The organism is Tildeniella sp. (assembly GCF_059505325.1).
Window position 1 is genome coordinate 54752 of the sequence record NZ_JCACKI010000006.1, and the last position, 21581, is coordinate 76332.

Consider the following 21581-nt stretch of genomic DNA (forward strand, 5'->3'; position numbering starts at 1 on the left):
CATCCCGTCCTGTCCCCTCTGTGGCACAATGAGAAACAGCAATCAAGAAGCCTTTATAAACATCAGGTAAGTCCGTGAGTCCTATTGCGAATCCCGTCGTTACTGTTGAAAATGGTCGTCCAGCACGACCGTCGTCTCTTCGTCGTCGTCCTGTGTTTCCCTTCACGGCGATCGTGGGGCAGGAAGAGATGAAACTGGCGCTGTTGCTCAATGTGATCGACCCAAAAATTGGTGGGGTGATGATTATGGGCGATCGCGGCACCGGAAAATCAACAACGATTCGCGCTCTGGCGGATCTGTTACCTGAGATTGAGGTTGTTGCTGATGACCCCTTCAACAGTCATCCTCATGATCTAGAGATGATGGGTGATGCTGTGCGGCAGCAAGTGGAACAAGGCTTAGAGGTGTCGATCGCCAAGCAAAAAGTCATGATGGTCGATCTGCCATTGGGTGCCACTGAAGACCGTGTTTGCGGCACGATCGATATTGAAAAAGCTCTGTCTGAAGGGGTAAAAGCCTTTGAACCGGGGCTATTGGCAAAGGCAAATCGGGGCATTCTTTACGTTGATGAAGTGAACCTGCTGGATGATCATTTGGTAGACGTGCTGCTCGATTCGGCTGCTTCTGGCTGGAACACAGTGGAGCGAGAAGGCATTTCAGTACGGCATCCAGCGCGGTTTGTGCTGGTCGGCTCTGGTAACCCAGAAGAAGGCGAACTCCGCCCCCAACTGCTCGATCGGTTTGGCATGCACGCTGAAATTCGCACCGTAAAAGAGCCAGCGCTACGGGTGCAAATCGTCGAGCAACGGACGGAATTTGACCAAGATCCACAGGTTTACCTGGATGCCTGCCAGTCTGAACAAGATGAGTTGCAGCATCGGCTCGTCCTGGCTCAAGAACGCCTCAAGACCGTGGCGATCGACCATGACTTACGCGTCAAAATTTCGCAGGTCTGTTCAGAACTGGATGTGGATGGTCTGCGAGGTGATATTGTCACCAACCGTGCCGCCAAAGCGTTGACTGCCTTTGAAGGTCGTGATGAAGTTACAGTGCAAGACATTCGACGCGTGGTCACTCTCTGTCTACGCCATCGGTTACGCAAAGATCCACTGGAATCGATCGACTCAGGCTATAAGGTCGAGAAAGTTTTCAATCAGGTGTTTGGGCTGACAACTGGCGAGTAGCTTCGAGTGTTGAGCTTTGCGTTAAGAATAAACCTCAACGCTTAAAACTCAAACGTTTATGCAAAAGCGCATTCTCGGCTTAGATCCAGGGCTGGCAACGTTAGGCTTTGGAGCGATCGTCTGTTCAGGTGAAGCAGCAGGTAGCACCGAAGCGCAGGTAGCTGTCCTGGATTATGGCGTGGTACAGACTCCCGCTGGAAAAGAAATCGGGCAGCGTCTCATCATCATCCACGACGATTTGCATACACTGATGAAACAGTGGCAGCCAGACTTAGTGGCGATCGAGAAGCTCTTCTTTTACCGCATGGGTAACACGATCGCGGTTGCCCAGGCACGAGGGGTTGTTATGCTGGTGCTGGCGCAATACAGCGTTCCCTACGTAGAATTTACTCCCGCACAAATTAAACAAGCGCTAACAGGCTACGGGAACGCCGATAAACATCAAGTCCAAACGGCAGTCACACGTGAGCTAAAGCTTGACCAGATTCCCAAACCCGATGACGCTGCGGATGGCTTAGCTGTAGCGTTAACCGCCTGGTTTCAGAATTAGAGCTGCTGCATTCTACAGAAACTTTTCCATCACGTAATTGATAAAGGTTTCGTCCCGACGCATCACTGTCTGCTCTTCGACAACCGCAAACCCCATGCGCTGAAAAAATGGTCTAGCAGTAATACTTGCTTCAACGAACAAACGTCTCACTGATAGCTCAACAGCTTTCGCTTCGATCGCCCCATAGAGCTGACTGCCCACTCCACAACGCTGATAGGTTTTGTGGCAATAAAAACAGTCGATGTGTCCATTCGGCTCTAGCTCGCCAAACCCTGCAATCACACCTTCGTCATCAGCAACATACGTAAAGCGGTGGGAACACACCTCTACCCAATTTCTAAAGTGGATATTGTCAGGTGCCCATGCACTGACTTGGCTGCTTGAGTAATCGCGAATGTTAACCGCATGAACGGTCTCATGGAACAACTGCGCGATTTGTTCCGCATCCTCTGGCTTAAACAAGCGCACTTTGATCACGATCGCTCCTCAATGAATACGATGCGACTTTGAAGTTGAGCGTTGCTTCAAGTCACGTAGCCGCTGCTTTAACACCGCCAGGTTGGGCGCATTGCCCCCATAGCGCCAGCGGACATAAGCTTGAGAAATGTCATTGATCGCCCCTGCACGCACCGCAGACTGAGATTCGTAAGACTGCCGTGCATACTCTAAAGGGGTTTGGGCAGGTGGTTTGCGGAACCCCTGCATTGCCAGCCAAGTCAGCATTTGCTGGTAAAGACGCTCCATTGGCGGCAGCGTTCCTAACCAACGACGATAGCGCCATCCACGCCAACTACGCCAGAGCAGCCAGCCAACAAAGCCGCAGGCAAGCCCCAGCAGCAGCCCGACGAAAAGACCGACCCAACCGCTTGAAAATAGGCTCATGAGCGATGCGACTGCAAAGGCGATCCAGCCAACCAAGCGTCCGAAACCTTGATTAAGCCAACTGGTTACGGGGGAAGGCAACCAACCTGCGACCCATTGCCAAAAGGTTCGCAGCACGCTAAACGTTTGATTCTCTTCAATGGACGGTGGAATCAGTTCATGCCCCGGAATGGGATCAAAAGCAAACCAGCCATACTTAGGAAAGAAGACCTCTGTAATGGCATAGGCATCGGTGTTACGAACAACATACAAGCCAGTGAAGGGATTGAACTCTCCAGGACCAAAGCCTGCTATGAGCCGTGCGGGAATGTTGATCGATCGCAGCATCACAGTAAGCGCTGTCGAGAAATAATCTGGGTATCCACCTTGATACTTAAACAAGAATGCTTCTACCAGATCTTCATCGGGTTCTAGAAACGGTAAATCAGGCTGAATGGTATAGCGTTGCTTCACAACTTGAGCCAAAAACAGCGCTTTTTCATAAGCAGATGTGATGGGTTTTGGCGAGGTTGCAAGCAATGCTTGTGTCCGTTGTCGTACTCGCTTCAAAATTTTAGGCGGCACGTTGAGATAGTCATCCACAATATTGGGCGGATAGTTCTGTGGCGCTGCTCGAAGCCGGGTACGATCGCGATAAGGAACCTCAGAAACAACCGTATACGTTAACCCTTCGCGGAGTTCCAACGGCGATCGTAGGTTGCCATTGGGGTCGATCGCTACCTGTCGTGTGGGAAAGTAAAGTTCCTTTGCCTGAGTCAGCGCAGGCAACAAATTCGGCAATTCTGATACTGCCGTATACGTTTGAATCACTTCCTTTGTTTTGCTGAGCGAGAGAGGTCGAGGCAAAAAGAATTGATATGACCAATCCGGTCGCGTTACCGTGATCGTTTTATCGTTGCGAGAAATCTCCCAACCTTGCCCCAAATAGCGATCGAACGCCAGCACCCGCCAAAACCCTTCCGCTTGCGAACGGATTCGTAAAACGACTCGTGGCTTCAGCGCACCGCGTAAATTCTGGTTGATGCGGCTATTAAAACCGTAGTAAAAGTTCTCGTCCAGTTTACCCGGACCATTCCCCTCACCCTGTTTTGAGACACCGCTGCCTCCCTTCTCGGCACCAGATTTGACGTAGCCAGGGTTGATGATGCGGCTACTATCCTCAAAATCTTTTTGAATTTGGGGGCTAACGGGAAACGATCGCAGTTGGTAGCCTGGAAAGCGAGGTAAACAGGCAAAGATCAGCAGCCCTGACACCAAAATGACGAGCAAAAAACCGAGCAACTGTTTGGGAGCTAAGCCTGCTCGTTGCGACGGTGCTTGATGGAGCTGAGTACTCAGACCCAACCGAGAGCGGTAATCCAGTACCAAAACTGGCAGCGCGATCGACAGAAACAGCAGTAACAGCAGCCCAAACGTCATCGTCTGACTCAAGGTACAGGCAACGCTAATCAGGATCAACCCGATCACCATTGAGTAGCCCAAATCTTTACGACGTGGCAAATCAAAGCTGTGTAGTACCTGAAGCTGCACCAACAGTTCTGCTAAAACGAGGCGGGTGTCGTTCAGCTCTCCTCGCAAGCCCACAAAAAATGCTGCTAGTGCCAGCAGCATACCGATCGCAATACAAAACTTTGCAGCAATGTTGCGCTTATGACGCTGCTGCCAACTCCAGAACGCGCCCATCAGGCTTAGCGGAACTGCCCAGACACTCATGCCAGTCGATGCGGCTACATCAGTGGCAGCAATGCCAACCAGCACCATTGCCTGCACCAGCACCCTCAGCAGTAGCGACTCTTCGATTTCAGGTGGCGATTGTGTCTCTAAACGACGCTTGAAGCGATCGGCGATCGCTTGCACCCGTGCTCGCGCACTCCCCGAGACACCAATCCCAAAATTACCCAACATCGGCAGACACTAGATTGGCTATGAGGTTTACTGGCTGCATGTCCGACGAAAACCTGTTGAGCCTGATAGCCGAAAGCAAATCTTGCTAAGAGCAGCAATTTTCGATGGGCAGATGCACCTTGAAAGATACGGCTCTCATCGTACTTGAATGCTTAAACGCTTGCGTCGGTCTAGGCTCGATCCAAATGCAGCCAGATCCATCATACCCATCGCCTGACTGGTCTAACAGCCCAGTTTGGGTTGGTACTTTGATATCAGGGTTCGATCAGGATTTTTTCGAGGGATCGAGAATCCTCAAAAAGCTACCCTGGACTATCTCAAAACCGTCATTGAACATTGAAGTTAGTCAGTGATACGAATGGCAAAAGACAGCGGTGTCTGCTCGTCCAAGCAAACTTCCAGGGTGTAAGGCTGCTGTGGCTGGAAGTCAAACAACTCTACACTCAGGCTACCAGCCGTAGAACGTTGAGCACTTGCCTGTACATCTGCCCCCCGCAGTGTAATGCTGCCACCAGATGGCACTGTTGCCTGAAGACGCAGTTTTGCACCCGTTGCGTCTAAGGCGTAATCTGCCTGCAAGCTTAAGGCTCCAAGATCAGTTAGCCACTGGCGCTCAAGTTTGGGTTGGGTCAAAGAAATTGGCAGCGTTAAAGCCGTCATAATTTCACGTGCAGCCAGCAGCGACAGCACCATCTGCTGTGCTGGCACCGCAGATTCATAACTCGATGGGTAATTGGTACCCGGTGGCGGCGATGCTACCGCACCAGAGCGAGCGGGCGATGTCATTACCATGCCCGCCAAATGGTTGAGCGATTGTGATTGACCGGGAAATAACGCTTCGACCGCGTTCACCAGCTTTGCGCCTTCCAGTAAAGACGATTGCACCGCTTCTTGGCAACGTTCCAGCAGTTGCCCCAAAAGCCCCTCAGGTAGTTGGATAGGCAGATTCAGCGCTTTAAGCTGCTGCAACCAGACTTGAGCCGGGACTCTTTGGTTGGTTGTGCTCACGGGAGCAGTCGTAGCCGAGCCAATGACTCCATAGGCAGTTTCAGCCTCGTAGTCATGAACTTCTGTTTCCCAGGGGAACAGAGGTGGATTACGTTGCATTTCGCTTTGTAATCGATGTTTCAACAGGGTATGAAAACGGTCTTGCACAGCGGGTATCTCTCCAAGTTTTAAGAGGTTTTTCCGTTCGGAGGAGTAAACGTCGGATCTAAGATGACCGAAATTTCCAGCGGATTCAGCCTGAGAAATGAATAAATCCGGCGCGTTAATTGTTTGAGCGCCGTATTGTTCATTGTTCCACTCTATAACTGGAGCAACCACCCCAGAGTCATCTGAAGTGGTAAAAGCAACCAGGTCTTGCAGTAGTTCGAGGAGATTTCTCTGGAGAGCTTCCGAGTCATCATTCATGGTATGAATTCCTATTCATCGGCAGAGGCATCTTGTCCGGACACTAAATAATTACGAATTTCCCACGCTTGCTCAAGTAGCTTAAACCACTGCTTACGCACTTGGGTAATGGTGCAACTAAGGGATTGGGCGATCGCAGCATCTGTCAGCCGTTTTCGCTTCAGTTGAAGTAATGCAAGCTGCTGCGGATCCAGCTGTTCCTGAAAGGATTGCCACTGCTGTAGGGTTAAGCCAAGATTGCGCTCCAGATCGGCTTCAAGCCACTGATGCACTAACTCCCAACGATGCGATAGCGCAAAGCGAATCAAATGGTACTTAAACCGCTGCTGCAAGTAATCCCGTTGGCGTGGCGTTAGCCCCAAGATTACCTCAATTTCGTTTGCAGGCAAATCTTGTAGCCGCAGAGTAAAGTAATCAGCACAGTCAGTCTGCTTGCGCTCTTCTAGATACGCCATCAGTTCAGCGACAACAGCCTGCCGCAGACTATCCTCTGGTTGCTCTGGCTCTTGGGCAACCATTTGCTCTCGCACCTGTTGCATTGATGCCGCATTCCAGGGGCTGTCGCCGTCGCTAGCCCCACCGTCAGCAGCACGCTCAATATCAACAGGTGTTTCGATCGGCTGCTGCTGCGAGAAGGTCTGAGCACGAAGAATAATCAATTGCTGGTTACGCCGTCCTGGTAGGGGAATGCGACGCTTGCCATAGCGCTCACTAAACGCCATGTATTCTGCGAGTTGCAAGAGGGTGCGTGGCTGGTAGGTGGTTGGTAGCTGGGTCTCGCGCCGGAACGCATTCAACGCTTCCATGTAGAAACCCTGAAGGAAGTCTTCGATCAGCGTAAGGCGGGCTTGATAGCTCGATTGAGTCTGCGGTGGGGTAATGTAGCGATACACGATCGCGCTCAACGTACTATGCAAATCCACCCGTCCACGCTTAGACCCCAACTTGTAATAGTGCAGACATTGTTGGAGACGATGCCTCGCCAACGCCGTTGCCCAAGTATCCACTTCACCAGATGCTTGAATGCGCTTACTCTCGACGCAAATGCGCGCGACTTCTTGCGATAGACGAGTTGCCACATCCAAGCAGTTTTGCTCAGAAGCGTTGGTTGACAGCTTTAACTCGTCCAGCAGCAGTTGAAAAATTGCCTCCACGCCTTGGCAGATATCCCCCACGGTATTTAACGCCTAACGATAACAAAAACTAAAGCCAGTTGAACTAATTTTGACCACAATACGATGGCATCGTCTAGGTCAAACCACTGAAGCTTCACAACACGCCCATAAAACAGGAGCCGCTTTCAAAAATGGATATCGATCAACAAATTCAGGAACTTATCAATGATGCGCCTCAAGACGGTAGTACACCTACCTTGGTTGCTACGATCGCTCCTGTGCTGAAATTTTTAGCGTCACAGTTGCGTCATGCACAGTACTATATTGTGCAGACTCTTAACCAAAATTGGGCAATCACCGCATTAGAAAATCGAGCACAACCCGGACTCGAAAAAAACGTCATCTACGCCTTCTCTAACTTGAAGGATGTGTCAACTGGTCCCTACCCCATGCACGATCCGCAGATGATCGCGCTGCCTATACCTGTGACGCACATCCTCTTCCAAATGCTCGCGACGGAAATGATTCACAGCATCATTTTCTTTGATACCCCTGGTAACACAACCGCTGGCACTGAAATTCAACGTGAACAGCTCAGTGGGCTTATCGAGTCTCATCTCTTGCAAACGCAGCAAGCGCCAGAAACCACACTGCCTCCTAACATTGCCTAACCGTCTTCCTTCAGTAAATGGCTTGGCGCACTGGCTTGGAAGCCTGGTTCTCTTGGAAGCCTAGTTCACTGACTCCCGCATCATTCTAGTCGCACGTTTTCAAGCAGGAACTTTAAGCTTTATGCCACCGGAGCGATGCCACACCATACTGTTGTACCAATTCTTAAAATCGCCCTACAGATTCGTTTTTGCTGCTGACCGCTGACCGCTGACCGCCAGCCGAAGCTTGCTTATATAGCCACAATTTAGTGAAATGGTATTAGGTCGCCCCAAGACGTGAACAAATGTAACGATATTGCCGTCATGGCGGCATGGTGTCTTGACAGCAATCGATTCAGTCGATATTCTGACTTCATACCCGGGTACACAATCGAGAGTTCTATGCAAGACAAGCAGAAGGTCACACTATACCTCCCTCCAGAGCTGCACCGTCAATTGAAGGTTCGCGCAGCGCTGGATTCTGAGACGATGACGGATATTGCCCAACGGGCTATTACGTTCTATCTTTCTCACGCGGAGTTGGTTGACGAATATGAGGATGCTAAGCACGGGCGACTGCACAGAGTCTATGCATGTCCTGATTGTTCTTCTCCTTCTGTCATAAGCGGTGATGCTTTAATTTCACTGCGCTCCCAGTCCAACATTTCGGTTGACGATCGAGTTCCAGCTGGCAGAGGGCAAAATGTCAGTTCTTCAGCTGACTCTCAGGGTGAGGGCGAACTGGTTCCCTGTTGATACTGCTTTCCTTAGCTGCTGTTTGTTGGCTTCGGCGATTTAAGAAGTCTAGGTTTCAAGCGTTTGCGCCGTCTCTCGTGGGTTGATGCTATGCAGGAAGAACTCAGTATTCTGATACAAGCCCAGTACCCTCTCATCTACATGGTGACATCTGAGGAGGAGCGAGCTGAGCAAACAATCGCAACAATTTCTCAGAGTAAGCCTCAGCGTCGCGTCTATATTTGGACGGTTACGCATGGTATCGTCGAACACGGTCAGCCGCGTAATGTGACCCAGCACAATACAGTTTCGCCCGAAGCGGCGATCGAGTGGGTGATTCGACAGAAAGAGCCAGGTATCTTTGTTTTCAAAGATCTTCATCCGTTTTATTCGGCTCCAGTGATTCGCTGGTTGCGCGATGCGATCGCTAGTTTCAAAGGTACTCAGAAAGCAATCATTCTGATGTCTCCTGTACAGGAGATTCCCATTGAGCTAGAGAAAGAGGTTGCTGTTCTGGATTTCCCGATGCCAGACATGGGTGAACTCAACCACGTCCTTTCACAGCAGCTTGAGCAGGTTCGGACTCGACGCATCACTACAGAAGCTAGAGAGAAGCTGTTGAAAGCGGCTTTGGGTTTGACTCGTGATGAAGCTGAGAAGGTGTATCGCAAAGCTCAGGTGACAGCCGGTCGCTTAACAGAAGAGGAAGTTGATATTGTCCTCTCAGAGAAGAAGCAACTGATTCGCCGCAATGGCATTTTGGAGTACGTTGAAGAAGACGAAACGATCGATTCCGTTGGCGGCTTGGAAGAATTAAAGCGTTGGCTGAAGCAGCGTTCTAATGCTTTCACTGAACGCGCTAGAGAGTACGGGTTGCCTCAGCCAAAAGGGATGCTTATTTTGGGTGTTCCTGGTTGCGGTAAGTCACTCATTGCCAAAACCACCTCTCGCCTCTGGGGGCTGCCCCTACTGCGCCTAGACATGGGACGTGTGTACGATGGTTCGATGGTTGGTCGCTCTGAAGCTAACCTTCGCGGTGCTTTGAGGACGGCAGAATCGATTTCTCCAGCGATTCTGTTTATTGACGAAATGGACAAAGCGTTCGCTGGCAGCACAGGTTCAGCAGACTCTGATGGGGGAACGTCCAGTCGGATTTTTGGCTCCTTCCTAACGTGGATGCAAGAGAAGTCTTCTCCTGTTTTTGTGATGGCGACCGCAAACCGAGTGGAACGCTTGCCAGGAGAATTTTTACGCAAGGGACGATTTGACGAAATCTTTTTTGTTGATCTGCCGAATAGTGAAGAGCGCAAGGAAATTTTTAAGATTCACCTTTCTAAGCGTCGGCGCGAGATTGCACGCTTCGATTTAGAACAGTTAGCGAATGTCTGCGATGGCTTTTCAGGAGCCGAAATTGAGCAGGCTTTGGTAGCCGCAATGTATGAGGCGTTTGCCCAGGATCGAGAATTTACTCAACTGGACATTATCGCTGCTATCAAGTCTACATTGCCGCTTTCTAAAACAATGACCGAGCAGGTAACTGCCCTTAGGGATTGGGCAAGGCAGCGCGCGCGACCTGCGGCATCCTCAGTTGCTGAATACCAGCGACTTGAGTTCTAAAGCTTTCTCCTGCTCCCAACAGGAGGAAAGGCTAGCGTTTTGCTAGCAGTTGACCCAAAAAGCTAAGAGCGATCGCTGTTAGCTCCTGACCACCAAACGTTGTTCTCAAATCTCCACAGGAGGAAACTCAAATGTCTCACTTTAGCACTCTGCGTACCAAGATTACTGATGCCGAAATCCTGAAGGCTTCTCTCCGTGATCTGGGTATCTCGGTGAAGACGGATGCTGATGTTCGTGGCTATAACGGTCAACGCGTCCGTTCGGACATCGTTGCCATGCTGGAAGGCGAATATGATCTGGGCTGGTCTCGCAATACCGATGGTTCTTTTGACCTGATTGCTGACCTCTGGGGCGTTGCTAAGAAGCACAACCAGACCGAACTGATCAACTCGATCAACCAGAAGTATGCCGTGAACAAAACCTTGTCTGAAGTCAAGCGTCCTGGTCTACAAAACGCAAACGTCAAATTGGTACTACAAAAGTAGTTTCCTTTCGCGTTCCCAAACTAGCGGGTTAACCCTTCCCCGGTTAGCCCGTTTTTTGTTTGAGCCTATTTGTTTGGCATAAGATTGATTGCAAGCGTGTCCAAGCAACCGCTGATCAGTCGTCTAAAATGCTTCTTTGAGCGCCGTGCTTTTGCTATGAATCCGATTTCTTTAGATCTTGATCGACAGATCAGACAACTAGTGCGTAGCTGTGGGCAGTATGCCGAGCAAATGGCGGCAAGTCAATTTGAAGTTTTTGAGAAGGGTCCGGATGATTATGTGACCAGCATTGATGCGGCGCTGGATCAAAAGCTGTCGACTGCGTTTGCGATGATGTTCCCTGATGATGGCGTGATTACGGAAGAGAACGCACAGTCGCGCCAAAAGTTTCACGATCGCCATCGTCGGTTGTGGTGTATTGATCCGATCGATGGCACAGAAGATTTCATTCACCGGAAGCGCGACTATGCCGTCATGGTAGGGTTGTTGCAAAATCACCAGCCGATCGCGGGTTGGGTGTATGCTCCTGCCTATGATCAGCTTTATTATGGCGGACCGGGTTGGGGCATGTTTCAGGTAGCAGCCGACCTACCACCGGAGGCGCTAACCTTGCTTGAACCTGCGCCTCCAACCGCTGGCTTTTGCCCGGTCATTATCGGACATCGCGACCAGTCGCGGTTTGGTGAGGCGATCGCTCATTTGATTCCAGAGGCACAGTTTTACTCACTGGGTAGCTTTGGGCTGAAGGTCGTTGATGTTGTCTTAGGGCGAGCTGGACTTTATCTTTACTTCAACGGTCGGGTGAAACTCTGGGATACAGCCGGACCATTAGCCCTAGCAAGAGCGGCTGGACTTGTCTGCTGTGACTTAGAGGGGCGATCGATCAGTTTCTTGCCTGACGATTTAGATGCCGATACGCTCGCTCACAAACAACCGATTTTAGTTGGCTGGTCTAGCTATGTTGAATTGTTACGCCCCAAGCTTAAAGCCGCCGTCGAAACGGTGATGCAAAAGATGGAGCCTCTGACTTAGAGGAACGCTCACCACGTAAAGCACACGCAAGTTCGGTAGAGCTTCAAACCGTGAGTACTGAACAATATCTCACCAAAACGCTTAAGGTCGTCTCGCTTCGGGACTGCCTACCGTGCTCTAAAGATGCTTCCTTTACTTAGAAGCACAGGCAAAGTAACGGGAAAGACTGGCTACTTAAGGCATGATTAGAAGCGGGGAACGAGTACCAATCCTTTGTAAGATGAGTCTAGGGCTTGATCATGTCGTGGGCAAAATGACTGCGGTTGTGCGATCGTACACTGTATCTGGTGCCTGCGCCTTACTTGCTACAGCTCCAGCGCAACTGCATCGAGAGGCTGACCTCAAGACAAACTACAAGTACGGTTCAAAGCTTGCTAGTATCTTGGTCATTACATAAAATTTGCCGTTGGCTCAAAGAATCCGTAAATCCTCCCTCAAGGAAGATTCAGAGTTCCTGCCATGATGGTGGTGGGATACGTTATTTTCAACGTTACTCACTCTTGTTCGGTTCGTTCCTGTCCAGTCTCCTCTCTATCTCATAGATGTTCATGCAGATTGAAGCGTTTAGTGAACTCTTTCCCCTTTTAACCGCTGCCAATCCGGAAACCCTTGAGTGGTTGCTATCAGTGGCTGTTGAGCATGAGTACCCCGCCAGTCGGGCGGTCTTAATGGAAGATGCGTGGGGCAACGCCGTTTACTTTATAGTCTCTGGGTGGGTCAAAGTGCGACGGCTATCAGGCTCCGGTGAAGATGTTGTGACGTTAGCGGTACTGGGGCGAGGGGACTTTTTTGGCGAAATGGCAATTCTGGATGAGTCACCACGATCGACCGATGTCATTGCTCTTTCTGCTGTGAAGCTTATCAGCATTTCAGCGCAACGGTTCATTCAAACCTTGTTCAAAGACCCACAACTGCACCATCGGATGTTGCAACTGATGGTGCGACGGTTAAGGCAGACCAACCTCCGCTTTCAGTTACGGCATCAACCGCCAGCCGTTAAACTAGCAAACACCCTGGTTTCTTTAGGGGAAAACTACGGTTATGACTCACAGGAGGGCGTAGAAATCTTCAACATTCCCTTTAAGGATCTGGCGGATGTGACTGATATTGGTGTGGAAGAAACAACCAAAATTATGGAAAAGCTCGATAGTAAGGGCTGGATTAAGATTGACACCGTTGGTCATACGGTCTCTCTGGTGAATTTAAAGCAACTGACGCATTTAGCAGGCAAAGTCTAGGGATTAGACATGAATCGAGAAGAACTGGAGTCCACTGCCCAGGTAGAACATTTTCAATTGCTGGAAACTGATGTGAAGCAAGAAATGACTGCTTCATGCTCTGCGCCGCCATCGTTTCACCTTCGCTACCAAGTGGCAATGCCAGAGCCAGAAACGCACTTATTTGAGGTGTGTTTGCAGGTTAAAGGTTGGCAGCAGGGGGTAAGGTCTTTGCTTGATCTAAAAATGCCAGTCTGGACACCAGGATCGTATCTGGTAAGGGAATACGCCAGACACTTGCAGGACTTTACGGTGGTCGCTGGCGATCGCACCGAAACACCCCTACCTTGGCGCAAGCTCAGCAAAAACCATTGGCAGATCGATCGACAAGAACGGGAATCGTTGACTATTCGCTACCGCATTTATGCTAACGAACTCTCCGTCCGAACCAATCATTTAGATGGCACGCACGGGTACTTTAATGGCGCAGCTCTATTTTTCTATGTGCCCGGACATGAGCGGCAATCAGTGCAGGTCACGATCGTTCCTCCCGTTGGCTGGTCTGTATCAACGCCATTGCCAACCGTAGAGGGGTACGCTAACACGTTTGAAGCAGCCGATTTTGACACGCTGGTGGACAGTCCGTTTGAGATTGGTCGCCATGATGTGTATGACTTCACGGTACTGGACAAACCGCATCAACTGGCAGTTTGGGGAGACGGTAACCTCGAGCCAGAACGCTTGATTGGAGATATCCAAAAGCTAATCCAGGTAGAGGCGGATTTGTTTGGTGGGTTGCCCTACGATCGCTATCTGTTTTTACTGCATCTGTCGTCACAGGGCTTTGGTGGCTTGGAGCATAAGTCTGCCTGTTCGCTGATTTATCAACGTTTTGGGTTTCGGAGTAAAGATAAATACGATCGCTTCATTCAGCTTGTGGCACACGAGTTTTTTCATCTCTGGAACGTGAAGCGAATTCGCCCCAAAGCCCTCGAAGTGTTTGATTATGAGCAAGAGAACTACACGCCTTCGTTATGGTTTAGCGAAGGCACAACCAGTTTTTATGATCTGGTCATACCTTACCGAGCAGGCATTTACGATTTGCGAACGTACTTAGTGGCGCTTAATCGTGAAATTACCCGCTTTCAGATGACCCCTGGTCGCACTGTGCAGCCATTAAGTGAATCCAGTTTTGATGCCTGGATTAAGCTGTACCGAGCAGATGCGAATAGTCCCAATTCCCAAATGTCTTACTACCTCAAGGGGGAAATGGTGTCACTGCTGCTGGATCTGCTGATCCGGGAACGGCATGGCAATCGGCGATCGCTGGATGACGTAATGCGGCAACTGTGGGAGCAGTTTGGCAAATCAGAAGTAGGCTTCACGCCTGCACAACTTCAGCAGGTCATTGAAGCGGTTGCCGAAACCGATTTGTCGAACTTCTTTGAGCAAGCGTTGCACGGCACTGACGACCTGCCATTTGATGCTTATCTTAAACCGTTCGGGTTACGCTTACTCGCAGATGGTGGCGTAGAAGATGGCGTACCCTATTTAGGTCTGATGGCGAAAACAGAGTACGGACGGGAAATGGTCAAGTTTGTTGAGACAGCTTCGCCTGCCCAGCAAGCAGGCATTGATGCGGGTGATGAGCTACTGGCACTGAACGGGCTGCGGGTGAGTGCTGACCAGCTAACTGAGCGTCTGCGGGATTTTCGAGCGGGCGATCGCCTCCAGCTTTGCGTTTTCCATCAAGATGAGCTGCGTTCTTGCACAGTGACTCTGGCAGCACCACGCATCACTCGTTTTCAGGTTGTGCCAGTAGAGCAACCGTCTCGCAGTCAAGAGCAAAACTTTCTGGGCTGGCTAGGTGTACCCCTTGCATCGATTAGAGGTTAAGGGCATCACGTCATGACCGAACGCAATCAGCCGTCAGAGCAAAGCTGATCGCTGATCCAAACAGATCAGGTATTTTTTAACGAGTTCTCAATGCTCGATCGCTTAACCCAAACGATAGCCAAACCCTCGTACTGTGATGATGTACTGCGGATTGCTAGGATCTAGCTCTAATTTTTCTCGCAGCCACCGAATGTGGACATCAACCGTTTTAGAATCTCCCATAAAGTCTATGCCCCAAACTCTCTCTAGAAGCTGATCACGGGAGAAAACTCGACGCGGATTGTTAATAAACAATTCCAGTAGCGTAAATTCCTTTGGTGACAGATTGACAGCCCCGTCTCGCACGGTGACTCGACACTCTTGGGGATAGAGCGCAATCTCTTGAAACTGTACAATCAGTTGTTCCTGCGATGCAGGTTGGCGGCTGGCACGACGTAAGAGCGATCGACACCGGGCAATCAGCTCCCGCATCCCAAACGGTTTCGCCAGATAGTCATCGGCTCCAATTTCCAATCCAACGACGATATCTGTCTCAGTGCCCTTCGCGCTGAGCATTAAAATTGGCGTGGTAATGCCTTCTTGCCGCAAGAGACGGCATAAATCCAGTCCATTAATGTAAGGCAACATTAAGTCGAGGATCAACAGGTCGATCGCGGACACATCCCCTTCATCACTGGTGCGAGAGGCATGAACGACATCTAATGCCTGACGACCATCTTCAACCGCCAAAACCTGATAGCCTTCCTCAGTCAACGCCATTGTGATAGTTTCGCGAATCAAAGACTCATCCTCAACAATCAAGATGAAAGGCTGAGCGTCTTCAGGTAGCTTGTTCGCTCCAAGCGATCGCATTATCGTGCTAAATTTTGTAGCTTCAGACATTCAAGCGCCACAGGTTAAAGACTCCGGGGAAAACTTTTACAGGCACAAAGTAACAGAATAAATAGTAAGTGTCAGCATCGGGTTAAGCCCGAGTAAATTCAAGGTTAAGCCTCAAGCCAAGATCGTTTGAGCGCCGCTTGCCAAGAGCAAAAGATGTTGAAAAACCCATCAGCATCATACAGATCTTTTGCAAAACTATGACAATTCTGATAGAAGCAGTCTACTCAGAGCGCTTAACTGATTCTAAGCAGTCAGGCTGCTATAGCAGTCCCGAATCAGTTGTGAGTGGAACTTGATCGTTGAGCGGTCAGCGGTCAGCCACCAGCTTTTCTTTAACCGCTGACCGCTAAGAGCTGACATCAATATTGCTTCTCACGATTTGTTTAGGATCACTATAGGTTAAGCAGGGTGTTCATTATGTCTGCGTAAACTTGCTTGCCCAAAAATTTTATTCGTCAATCTCGCTGTTTAAGCTGCTCGACCAAGTGAAAAAATACAATCCCAAAATTATTTTTTAGATCAACTAATTTGAGCATCTAATCATCTAAATCAGCTTCTAAAAGTAGCTAATACTAACTAGAAGAAAAGCGTTATGGAAGGTGATCTGGTTTCAAAAAACGCTTTGCCTTAGACACCTGATTAACTTCACTTGTTTGCTTCATCTCTCTCTTTAGGGTCAGGAAACACGAAAGCTTTTTGTTTAATGTTCGTTTGTTCTGCAGCGATCGATGACTCTGTCAATTCTTTAAGCAGAAACAAATGACTGCTTTGCTAAACGTTCGTTAACACAGGATTTTCCATATGTTTTTCCACAAAAAAGAGCCGATTCACGCTGTAAAGATCGATGAACCCAACCCCAAATTTGCCCAGCTATTGCTAGAGCAGTTTGGTGGTGCTACCGGAGAATTGTCCGCTGCCTTGCAGTATTGGGTACAGTCGTTTCATGTCGAAAATCCTGGCATTCGCGATATGCTTCAAGACATTGCGATCGAAGAGTTTGGTCACTTAGAAATGGTGGGTAAGATGATCGAATCTCACACCAAAAACGTCGATCAAACTGAGGCGTTTAACAGTACACTCTTTGCAGTGCGAGGCATGGGACCGCACTTTCTCGATAGCCAAGGTAATGCTTGGACAGCTAACTATCTCAATGAGGGTGGCGATGTTGTTAGAGATCTACGGGCAAACTTAGCGGCTGAAGCGGGGGCACGTCAAACCTATGAAGCGCTCATCAAACTAGCAACTGATGAAGGTACTAAGCAAACGTTAGTTCATCTCTTGACCCGAGAAATCTCGCACACAAAGATGTTTATGAAAGCGCTTGATTCGCTCGGCAAATTGACTGATCCCATGTTTGGCAACATTCAACCCGACGAAACCGTTGATCTTTACTACAACCTGTCGAGTAACGGTAAGGACGAGCGTGGACCCTGGAATGCTGAGCCCGACTTTCGATATATTGCTGATCCCATGAAGCAGAAATAGGTGAACGAGCAGGCACAATAAATTGCTCTGACTTAGCTAATAGTTATCTTTAGTTATTAGCTAAGTCTTATTTTCAGACACATAAAACACGTTTGGCTGCATCCAGCTCTTGACGCTAGTGCCATTTACAAAAAATGAATGGCACCAAGCTATCTCTCAATGAGCAATTGCTTGAAGAGCTACGATGAATCCTCAAGCAGTTAATTGGTGATGCTATGCCTAAACTTTGACTGGTGACTGGCTGCCTATGGGCGCTTGGTAAACGCTATTGTCGATTGGTTCGCCCGTAATGATACGCGCACCGCGTTTGCGGGTGAAATAGTTCCACCCCCACTGCAATAGCACGATCAGCTTGTTGTCAAACTCAATGAGGAAGTAAATATGAGCGAAGATCCAGAGTAACCAGGCAAGCGGTCCGTCAAACTTCACAAAACCGAGATCGACTACCGCCTCATTTTGACCAATAACTGCTAGGCTGCCGAAGTCTTTATACACAAACGGTGCAACTGTATTGCCAAGCAGTTGCTGCTTGATCAGTTTGGCGACGTATTCGCCTTCTTGCATAGCGACAGGTGCCACGCCGGGTAGTGGGCGTTCTCCTTGATGAGGGAAGTTTGCCAGATCCCCAATCACAAAAATGTTCGGATGACCTGCCAAGCTCAGGTTTGGCTCAACCATGACTCTCCCCACTCGATCGAGGGTTGCCCCTGCGCGATCGGCGAGCACTTGCCCCATCGCTGATGCTTTCACTCCTGCTGCCCATAGAACGGTATGCGCAGGAATGTATTCTTCTTGCCCATCGCGCTTAACGGTGACGATGTGATTGTCGATGTTAGTCACCAATACCTTTGTTTCGACGGTCACGCCCAGCCTGGTAAGGGAGGTTTCTGCTTTCGCTGATAGCTCGGGTGGGTAGGGTGGCAAGATCCGATCCAAACCTTCTAGTAGAAGTACCTGCGCTTCGGTTGTATCAATGTTGCGAAAATCGCGTTTTAGAGTCTTAAAGGCGAGTTCTGCGATCGCGCCTGCGAGTTCGACCCCTGTTGGACCGCCACCGACAATCACAAATGTCAACCAAGCGCGACGCTTCTCTTCATCAGCTTCCTTTTCTGCTGCTTCAAACGCCATAAAGATACGGCGACGCATTTCGAGAGCATCCTCGATCGTCTTCAAACCAGGTGCTGTTTGCTTCCAATGATCATTGCCAAAATAGTGGTGGCTGACCCCTGTCGCTACAATCAGAGTGTCGTAATCCAATGTTTCATCCTTTAGCACTACTTTTTGCTGCTGTGGATCTAGATCAACCACCTCATCCATCAGCACCTGAGTGTTTTTGCTGCCGCTGAGAATGCCACGCAGCGGCGATGAAATATCTGCTGGGGAGAGAGAGCCTGTGGCTACTTGATAGAGTAAGGGCTGAAACAAATGGAAATTTCGCTTGTCGATCAGCGTCACATCTACGGACGCATGACCTAACGCTTTAGCGGTATACAGTCCACCGAATCCGCCCCCTACGATGACAACATGATGTGCAGGTTGTTTTTCAGTCGCATCTACCATTCCTTGTCGCTCCCTCATTCGCTATGGAAATAAGCCGCCTCTAATCTACTGCACACCTGCTAAGAATAGTTGCTGTGCCCATTGTCTATGAAGCTAATCTTGATTGACTCGTGGCTCTTTGATCGAATGAAGATTGCTGAGTTTTGAGAATGGGAGTGGAGCAAAGGCATGTATTGCTATGGCTCTGCGCACAGTCTACGCCTTGCTACTGAGTGCAGCAGACGCTTTGAGTCGTAAGCTGTGCAGTAGGTTCAGTCGTTTCCCCTTTACAGATGAAGAAGCGAAACCCACTTCTCTACTGAACTCTGTATATGCAAAAGGTGATTGAGCAATACCGCTCAAAATTGGTTTCGAGAGCGGAAAGACGCAGTCATGACCAGAAAAGCATTGGTGGCTTCAGCCGAAATCTTTACAAAATGTTAACACAACTCAACTCTAGCCTACGGCTTTCAGACTGTTAGTAGCAACGGTTACGAGACGATTTTTTAGCAACATTGACTATCCAGGTTAGTACAGTTCGGAGCGACGATCGTTCAGGTAAGAGAAAACTGATCGTGTTTCCGCGATCGCTGCTCGATCAATCTCTGCCACCAATAGCGTTTCCTCTGCGCCTGCCTGAGCCAACACAGTACCATCAGGGGCAGCGATCGTACTGAAGCCGCAGTATTTTAGACTGCTTTCTACGCCAATGCGGTTGGCATAGGCAACGAAGACTTGATTTTCCAGCGCACGAGTGGGAATCAACACCCTTGGAATTTGGGTGTAAGGGAACATGAGCGCTGTGGGCACCGCAATGAGTTCAGCACCCTGTAATGCCAAAGCACGTACTGCTTCGGGAAATTCAACGTCATAACAAATCAGTACGCCAACCCGAACGCCTGCGATCGTGTGCAACACTCGCTGCTGACCGGGAGTAAAGAGTCGTTGTTCCTCTGCCCCAAACAGATGCGCTTTGCGGTAACTCGCAGCTAGGTTGCCTTCTGCATCAATCAAGGCAGCAGCATTGTAGATCGTCTCGCCATCGCGTTCGGCATAGCCAAATAAGAGCGCTAACCTACATTCGCGGGCGATACTGGCTGCAAACTGGAGCGATCGTCCATAACAGGGTTCAGCCAACTGCTTGACGGCATCGCCAATGTTGTAGCCTGTCAGAAATAATTCAGGAAAGATCAACAAATTTGCTTGCTGCTTAGCTGCGGTTGTGGCTGTCTGCTCCAGTAGCATCAAGTTTGCTGACACATCCGACGGTATACCTGCGCCCTGGTAGATTGCGAGTTTCATGAAGGCATCACAGGAAAGTGCGTAGTATTCAGCGGTCAGCCGTCAGCCGTCAGCGAAGGCTACGAAGAAAGCAGTTCATGGTCTTGAAGAAGCAGTTGTGGTTGATCGCTGATCGCTAATAGCTGATCGCTCAATGGCAAGTTTGCGCGCATTGTTGACGAATTGCGATCGCTTAGGGGTTGCTATTCTGAATTGCTTGTCATATAGTACAAAAATACTAATGGGGACAAACGAGAACAACTCGTAATTAGCCGCTACGGATTCAGTATAGAGAGGAACCCATGACATCCGCTACCAGACAGACAAAAGTTAAAAAGCCCCCGACTGCAACAACCGCTACTTGCTCGCTGGCGCTGGATGCAGGCAACTACGACCTGAAGTTTTGGAACGGTGAAGCACATCCTAAAGCCATCCGCTCCGTCCGTTTTCAAATGCCTCAAGGTCGAGATGCCGTGCGCTTCACCGATGCCTCACCCTTGATTGAGCTGCCAGATGGTACCCGGTATCATTTTGGTGCACAGGCATACAAATATCGCCGCCAGCAGCAAACAGTGGTCGAAAACAAAGTCGAACTCTCTCGACTTCACCTTTACGCTTGTTTGGAACCCTGGGACGGTGAGACTGAGTTTGCGATCGACCTCTATGCCTCCACACCCGAACCCGCCAAGAACGAAGACGCGATCCGCCAGCAGTTGCTAGGAATGCATGAGTTCAAGCGCAATGGATTGGACTATCGTGTGCTGGTTGAGCGCGTTGAAGTTGAACGAGAAGGCATGGGTGCTTATCATTATGCTCAACGTTTAGGGCTGATTCCTGATACGGGATACACGATCGTGGTAGACATCGGTGGTGGCACCTGGCTCACACGATTGGTCGATGCCGAGGGTGATGTCATTGATGAAAATGTGATGGATCGTGGGGGTGCGTATGAATTGGCAACCTCCATTAGCTTCGATCGACGTCTCACCAATGCGCTCGGCACCACAGCAGACCCCAGTTTGATCATGGATGGCTTCCGTGCAGGGCACCTCTATGCAGACACAGAACTCACCTGGCAACCCTGGCTCGAAGAGCACCTTGACCCCTGGTTTAAGGGCATCTTCCAAACGGTGAAAGCGCAATACACTCCCTACATGGCGCGAGTCACTCGCTTCTTGGTGACAGGTGGTAGCTCTCATCTGATTTCGGAGCGGTTAGCAGGTCGCAAGTTGTTTGCTGTGATGACCGATCCTCAATTTGCGAATGTTCGTGGCTTATTTCCCGTTGTGAATGGAGCACAGCTATGTATGACAACAAAGTAAGGCTGAGTCAAGATGTGCTGCAAAAAGCCGACTTGATTGCCTCTGAATGGGGTTTGAAGAACGCTCGTGCAGCCGTAGAGGCAGTCTTTCGCAGATATGCTGACGAGTATTTGGATGGCACTGGACGCACAACCCGCTGGGCAACTCACGAAGCATTGCCGATGGGCATGTTTACGACGGCTGATCGTGGAGCAGTCTCTAGCTGTGAAGCGCTGAATGAACTGGATGACTTGCTAGGACTGTAGTCCCTATGCTTCGCGGTTGGTTGCAATCGGTATGAATCCCCTCTATCAAGACGGCGCTATCCGCTTGTTTAGAGGGGCTTGTTCTGGCAGGTGCGATCGCTCAAGCGCCAAGTACAGTTAGGATGGGCGTAATTTTCTGTTGCTAC

19 protein-coding genes are annotated in these 21581 nt (G+C 49.7%); 12 read left to right on the forward strand and 7 right to left on the reverse strand.

Features of this window, described 5'->3' with window-relative positions:
• Positions 1-83: 83 nt before the first annotated feature.
• Positions 84-1184 (forward strand): magnesium chelatase ATPase subunit I, encoded by a 1101-nt coding sequence (gene bchI, locus AC5JO6_RS02975; protein WP_496079618.1) that lies wholly within the window; start codon positions 84-86, stop codon positions 1182-1184.
• 58 nt (positions 1185-1242) lie between these two features.
• On the forward strand, positions 1243-1734 hold the full coding sequence (gene ruvC / locus AC5JO6_RS02980) for a crossover junction endodeoxyribonuclease RuvC (protein WP_496079549.1): 492 nt from the start codon (positions 1243-1245) through the stop codon (positions 1732-1734).
• 12 nt (positions 1735-1746) lie between these two features.
• On the opposite strand, the gene AC5JO6_RS02985 is transcribed toward ruvC, so the two are convergent.
• The 4 genes from AC5JO6_RS02985 to hetZ form a co-directional block, all read right to left on the reverse strand.
• Positions 1747-2208: a GNAT family N-acetyltransferase gene (locus AC5JO6_RS02985; RefSeq protein ID WP_496079619.1), complete on the reverse strand. Its 462-nt coding sequence runs from the start codon at positions 2206-2208 to the stop codon at positions 1747-1749.
• A gap of 12 nt (positions 2209-2220) precedes the next feature.
• Complete coding sequence (locus AC5JO6_RS02990) at positions 2221-4521, reverse strand: transglutaminase TgpA family protein (RefSeq protein WP_496079550.1); 2301 nt, start codon at positions 4519-4521, stop codon at positions 2221-2223.
• 342 nt (positions 4522-4863) lie between these two features.
• A complete protein-coding gene (locus tag AC5JO6_RS02995; RefSeq protein WP_496079551.1) occupies positions 4864-5934 on the reverse strand; it encodes a PatU in 1071 nt (356 codons plus the stop codon).
• 11 nt (positions 5935-5945) lie between these two features.
• Positions 5946-7109, reverse strand: a complete 1164-nt coding sequence (gene hetZ / locus AC5JO6_RS03000) for a heterocyst differentiation protein HetZ (protein WP_496079552.1) — start codon at positions 7107-7109, stop codon at positions 5946-5948.
• A gap of 131 nt (positions 7110-7240) precedes the next feature.
• Between hetZ and AC5JO6_RS03005 the strand changes: the two genes are divergently transcribed.
• The 7 genes from AC5JO6_RS03005 (at position 7241) to AC5JO6_RS03035 (ending at position 14681) form a co-directional block, all read left to right on the forward strand.
• Positions 7241-7720: a hypothetical protein gene (locus tag AC5JO6_RS03005; protein ID WP_496079553.1), complete on the forward strand. Its 480-nt coding sequence runs from the start codon at positions 7241-7243 to the stop codon at positions 7718-7720.
• Between the two features lie 381 nt (positions 7721-8101).
• Positions 8102-8455, forward strand: coding sequence for a slr0373 family blue light stress response protein (locus tag AC5JO6_RS03010; RefSeq protein ID WP_496079554.1), 354 nt, complete (start codon positions 8102-8104; stop codon positions 8453-8455).
• Positions 8456-8545: 90 nt separating this feature from the next.
• Positions 8546-10051: a stress-responsive protein Ycf46 gene (gene ycf46 / locus AC5JO6_RS03015; protein ID WP_496079555.1), complete on the forward strand. Its 1506-nt coding sequence runs from the start codon at positions 8546-8548 to the stop codon at positions 10049-10051.
• 131 nt (positions 10052-10182) lie between these two features.
• A complete protein-coding gene (locus tag AC5JO6_RS03020) occupies positions 10183-10536 on the forward strand; it encodes a DUF1257 domain-containing protein (RefSeq protein WP_496079556.1) in 354 nt (117 codons plus the stop codon).
• A 156-nt stretch (positions 10537-10692) separates the two neighbouring features.
• On the forward strand, positions 10693-11568 hold the full coding sequence (locus AC5JO6_RS03025; RefSeq protein WP_496079557.1) for a 3'(2'),5'-bisphosphate nucleotidase CysQ family protein: 876 nt from the start codon (positions 10693-10695) through the stop codon (positions 11566-11568).
• A 548-nt stretch (positions 11569-12116) separates the two neighbouring features.
• Entirely contained in the window at positions 12117-12806 is a 690-nt protein-coding gene (locus tag AC5JO6_RS03030; RefSeq protein WP_496079558.1) for a Crp/Fnr family transcriptional regulator, read from the forward strand.
• 84 nt (positions 12807-12890) lie between these two features.
• Positions 12891-14681, forward strand: coding sequence for a M61 family metallopeptidase (locus AC5JO6_RS03035; protein ID WP_496079620.1), 1791 nt, complete (start codon positions 12891-12893; stop codon positions 14679-14681).
• A gap of 102 nt (positions 14682-14783) precedes the next feature.
• On the opposite strand, the gene AC5JO6_RS03040 is transcribed toward AC5JO6_RS03035, so the two are convergent.
• Complete coding sequence (locus AC5JO6_RS03040) at positions 14784-15533, reverse strand: response regulator transcription factor (protein WP_496079621.1); 750 nt, start codon at positions 15531-15533, stop codon at positions 14784-14786.
• An 831-nt stretch (positions 15534-16364) separates the two neighbouring features.
• Between AC5JO6_RS03040 and AC5JO6_RS03045 the strand changes: the two genes are divergently transcribed.
• Complete coding sequence (locus tag AC5JO6_RS03045) at positions 16365-17048, forward strand: manganese catalase family protein (RefSeq protein WP_496079559.1); 684 nt, start codon at positions 16365-16367, stop codon at positions 17046-17048.
• Between the two features lie 219 nt (positions 17049-17267).
• Here the strand turns inward: AC5JO6_RS03045 and AC5JO6_RS03050 are convergent, their stop codons facing one another.
• Together AC5JO6_RS03050 and AC5JO6_RS03055 are read right to left on the reverse strand one after the other, a co-directional pair.
• Entirely contained in the window at positions 17268-18608 is a 1341-nt protein-coding gene (locus AC5JO6_RS03050) for an NAD(P)/FAD-dependent oxidoreductase (RefSeq protein WP_496079560.1), read from the reverse strand.
• A 507-nt stretch (positions 18609-19115) separates the two neighbouring features.
• Positions 19116-19889, reverse strand: a complete 774-nt coding sequence (locus AC5JO6_RS03055; protein WP_496079561.1) for a carbon-nitrogen hydrolase family protein — start codon at positions 19887-19889, stop codon at positions 19116-19118.
• A gap of 281 nt (positions 19890-20170) precedes the next feature.
• Between AC5JO6_RS03055 and AC5JO6_RS03060 the strand changes: the two genes are divergently transcribed.
• Positions 20171-21190, forward strand: a complete 1020-nt coding sequence (locus AC5JO6_RS03060; protein WP_496079562.1) for a ParM/StbA family protein — start codon at positions 20171-20173, stop codon at positions 21188-21190.
• A complete protein-coding gene (locus AC5JO6_RS03065) occupies positions 21172-21435 on the forward strand; it encodes a hypothetical protein (protein ID WP_496079563.1) in 264 nt (87 codons plus the stop codon). The genes AC5JO6_RS03060 and AC5JO6_RS03065 overlap by 19 nt, the downstream gene beginning before the upstream one ends.
• Positions 21436-21581: the final 146 nt, after the last annotated feature.

What these genes read in the sequence shown, in the direction of transcription:
- ruvC (WP_496079549.1), top strand. Translation starts at nt 1,243, where the DNA reads ATGCAAAAGCGCATTCTCGGCTTAGATCCAGGGCTGGCAACGTTAGGC.
- AC5JO6_RS02990 (WP_496079550.1), bottom strand. Translation starts at nt 4,521, where the DNA reads ATGTTGGGTAATTTTGGGATTGGTGTCTCGGGGAGTGCGCGAGCACGG.
- AC5JO6_RS02995 (WP_496079551.1), bottom strand. Translation starts at nt 5,934, where the DNA reads ATGAATGATGACTCGGAAGCTCTCCAGAGAAATCTCCTCGAACTACTG.
- AC5JO6_RS03005 (WP_496079553.1), top strand. Translation starts at nt 7,241, where the DNA reads ATGGATATCGATCAACAAATTCAGGAACTTATCAATGATGCGCCTCAA.
- AC5JO6_RS03010 (WP_496079554.1), top strand. Translation starts at nt 8,102, where the DNA reads ATGCAAGACAAGCAGAAGGTCACACTATACCTCCCTCCAGAGCTGCAC.
- ycf46 (WP_496079555.1), top strand. Translation starts at nt 8,546, where the DNA reads ATGCAGGAAGAACTCAGTATTCTGATACAAGCCCAGTACCCTCTCATC.
- AC5JO6_RS03020 (WP_496079556.1), top strand. Translation starts at nt 10,183, where the DNA reads ATGTCTCACTTTAGCACTCTGCGTACCAAGATTACTGATGCCGAAATC.
- AC5JO6_RS03025 (WP_496079557.1), top strand. Translation starts at nt 10,693, where the DNA reads ATGAATCCGATTTCTTTAGATCTTGATCGACAGATCAGACAACTAGTG.
- AC5JO6_RS03030 (WP_496079558.1), top strand. Translation starts at nt 12,117, where the DNA reads ATGCAGATTGAAGCGTTTAGTGAACTCTTTCCCCTTTTAACCGCTGCC.
- AC5JO6_RS03035 (WP_496079620.1), top strand. Translation starts at nt 12,891, where the DNA reads ATGACTGCTTCATGCTCTGCGCCGCCATCGTTTCACCTTCGCTACCAA.
- AC5JO6_RS03040 (WP_496079621.1), bottom strand. Translation starts at nt 15,533, where the DNA reads ATGCGATCGCTTGGAGCGAACAAGCTACCTGAAGACGCTCAGCCTTTC.
- AC5JO6_RS03045 (WP_496079559.1), top strand. Translation starts at nt 16,365, where the DNA reads ATGTTTTTCCACAAAAAAGAGCCGATTCACGCTGTAAAGATCGATGAA.
- AC5JO6_RS03050 (WP_496079560.1), bottom strand. Translation starts at nt 18,608, where the DNA reads ATGGTAGATGCGACTGAAAAACAACCTGCACATCATGTTGTCATCGTA.
- AC5JO6_RS03055 (WP_496079561.1), bottom strand. Translation starts at nt 19,889, where the DNA reads ATGAAACTCGCAATCTACCAGGGCGCAGGTATACCGTCGGATGTGTCA.
- AC5JO6_RS03060 (WP_496079562.1), top strand. Translation starts at nt 20,171, where the DNA reads ATGACATCCGCTACCAGACAGACAAAAGTTAAAAAGCCCCCGACTGCA.
- AC5JO6_RS03065 (WP_496079563.1), top strand. Translation starts at nt 21,172, where the DNA reads ATGTATGACAACAAAGTAAGGCTGAGTCAAGATGTGCTGCAAAAAGCC.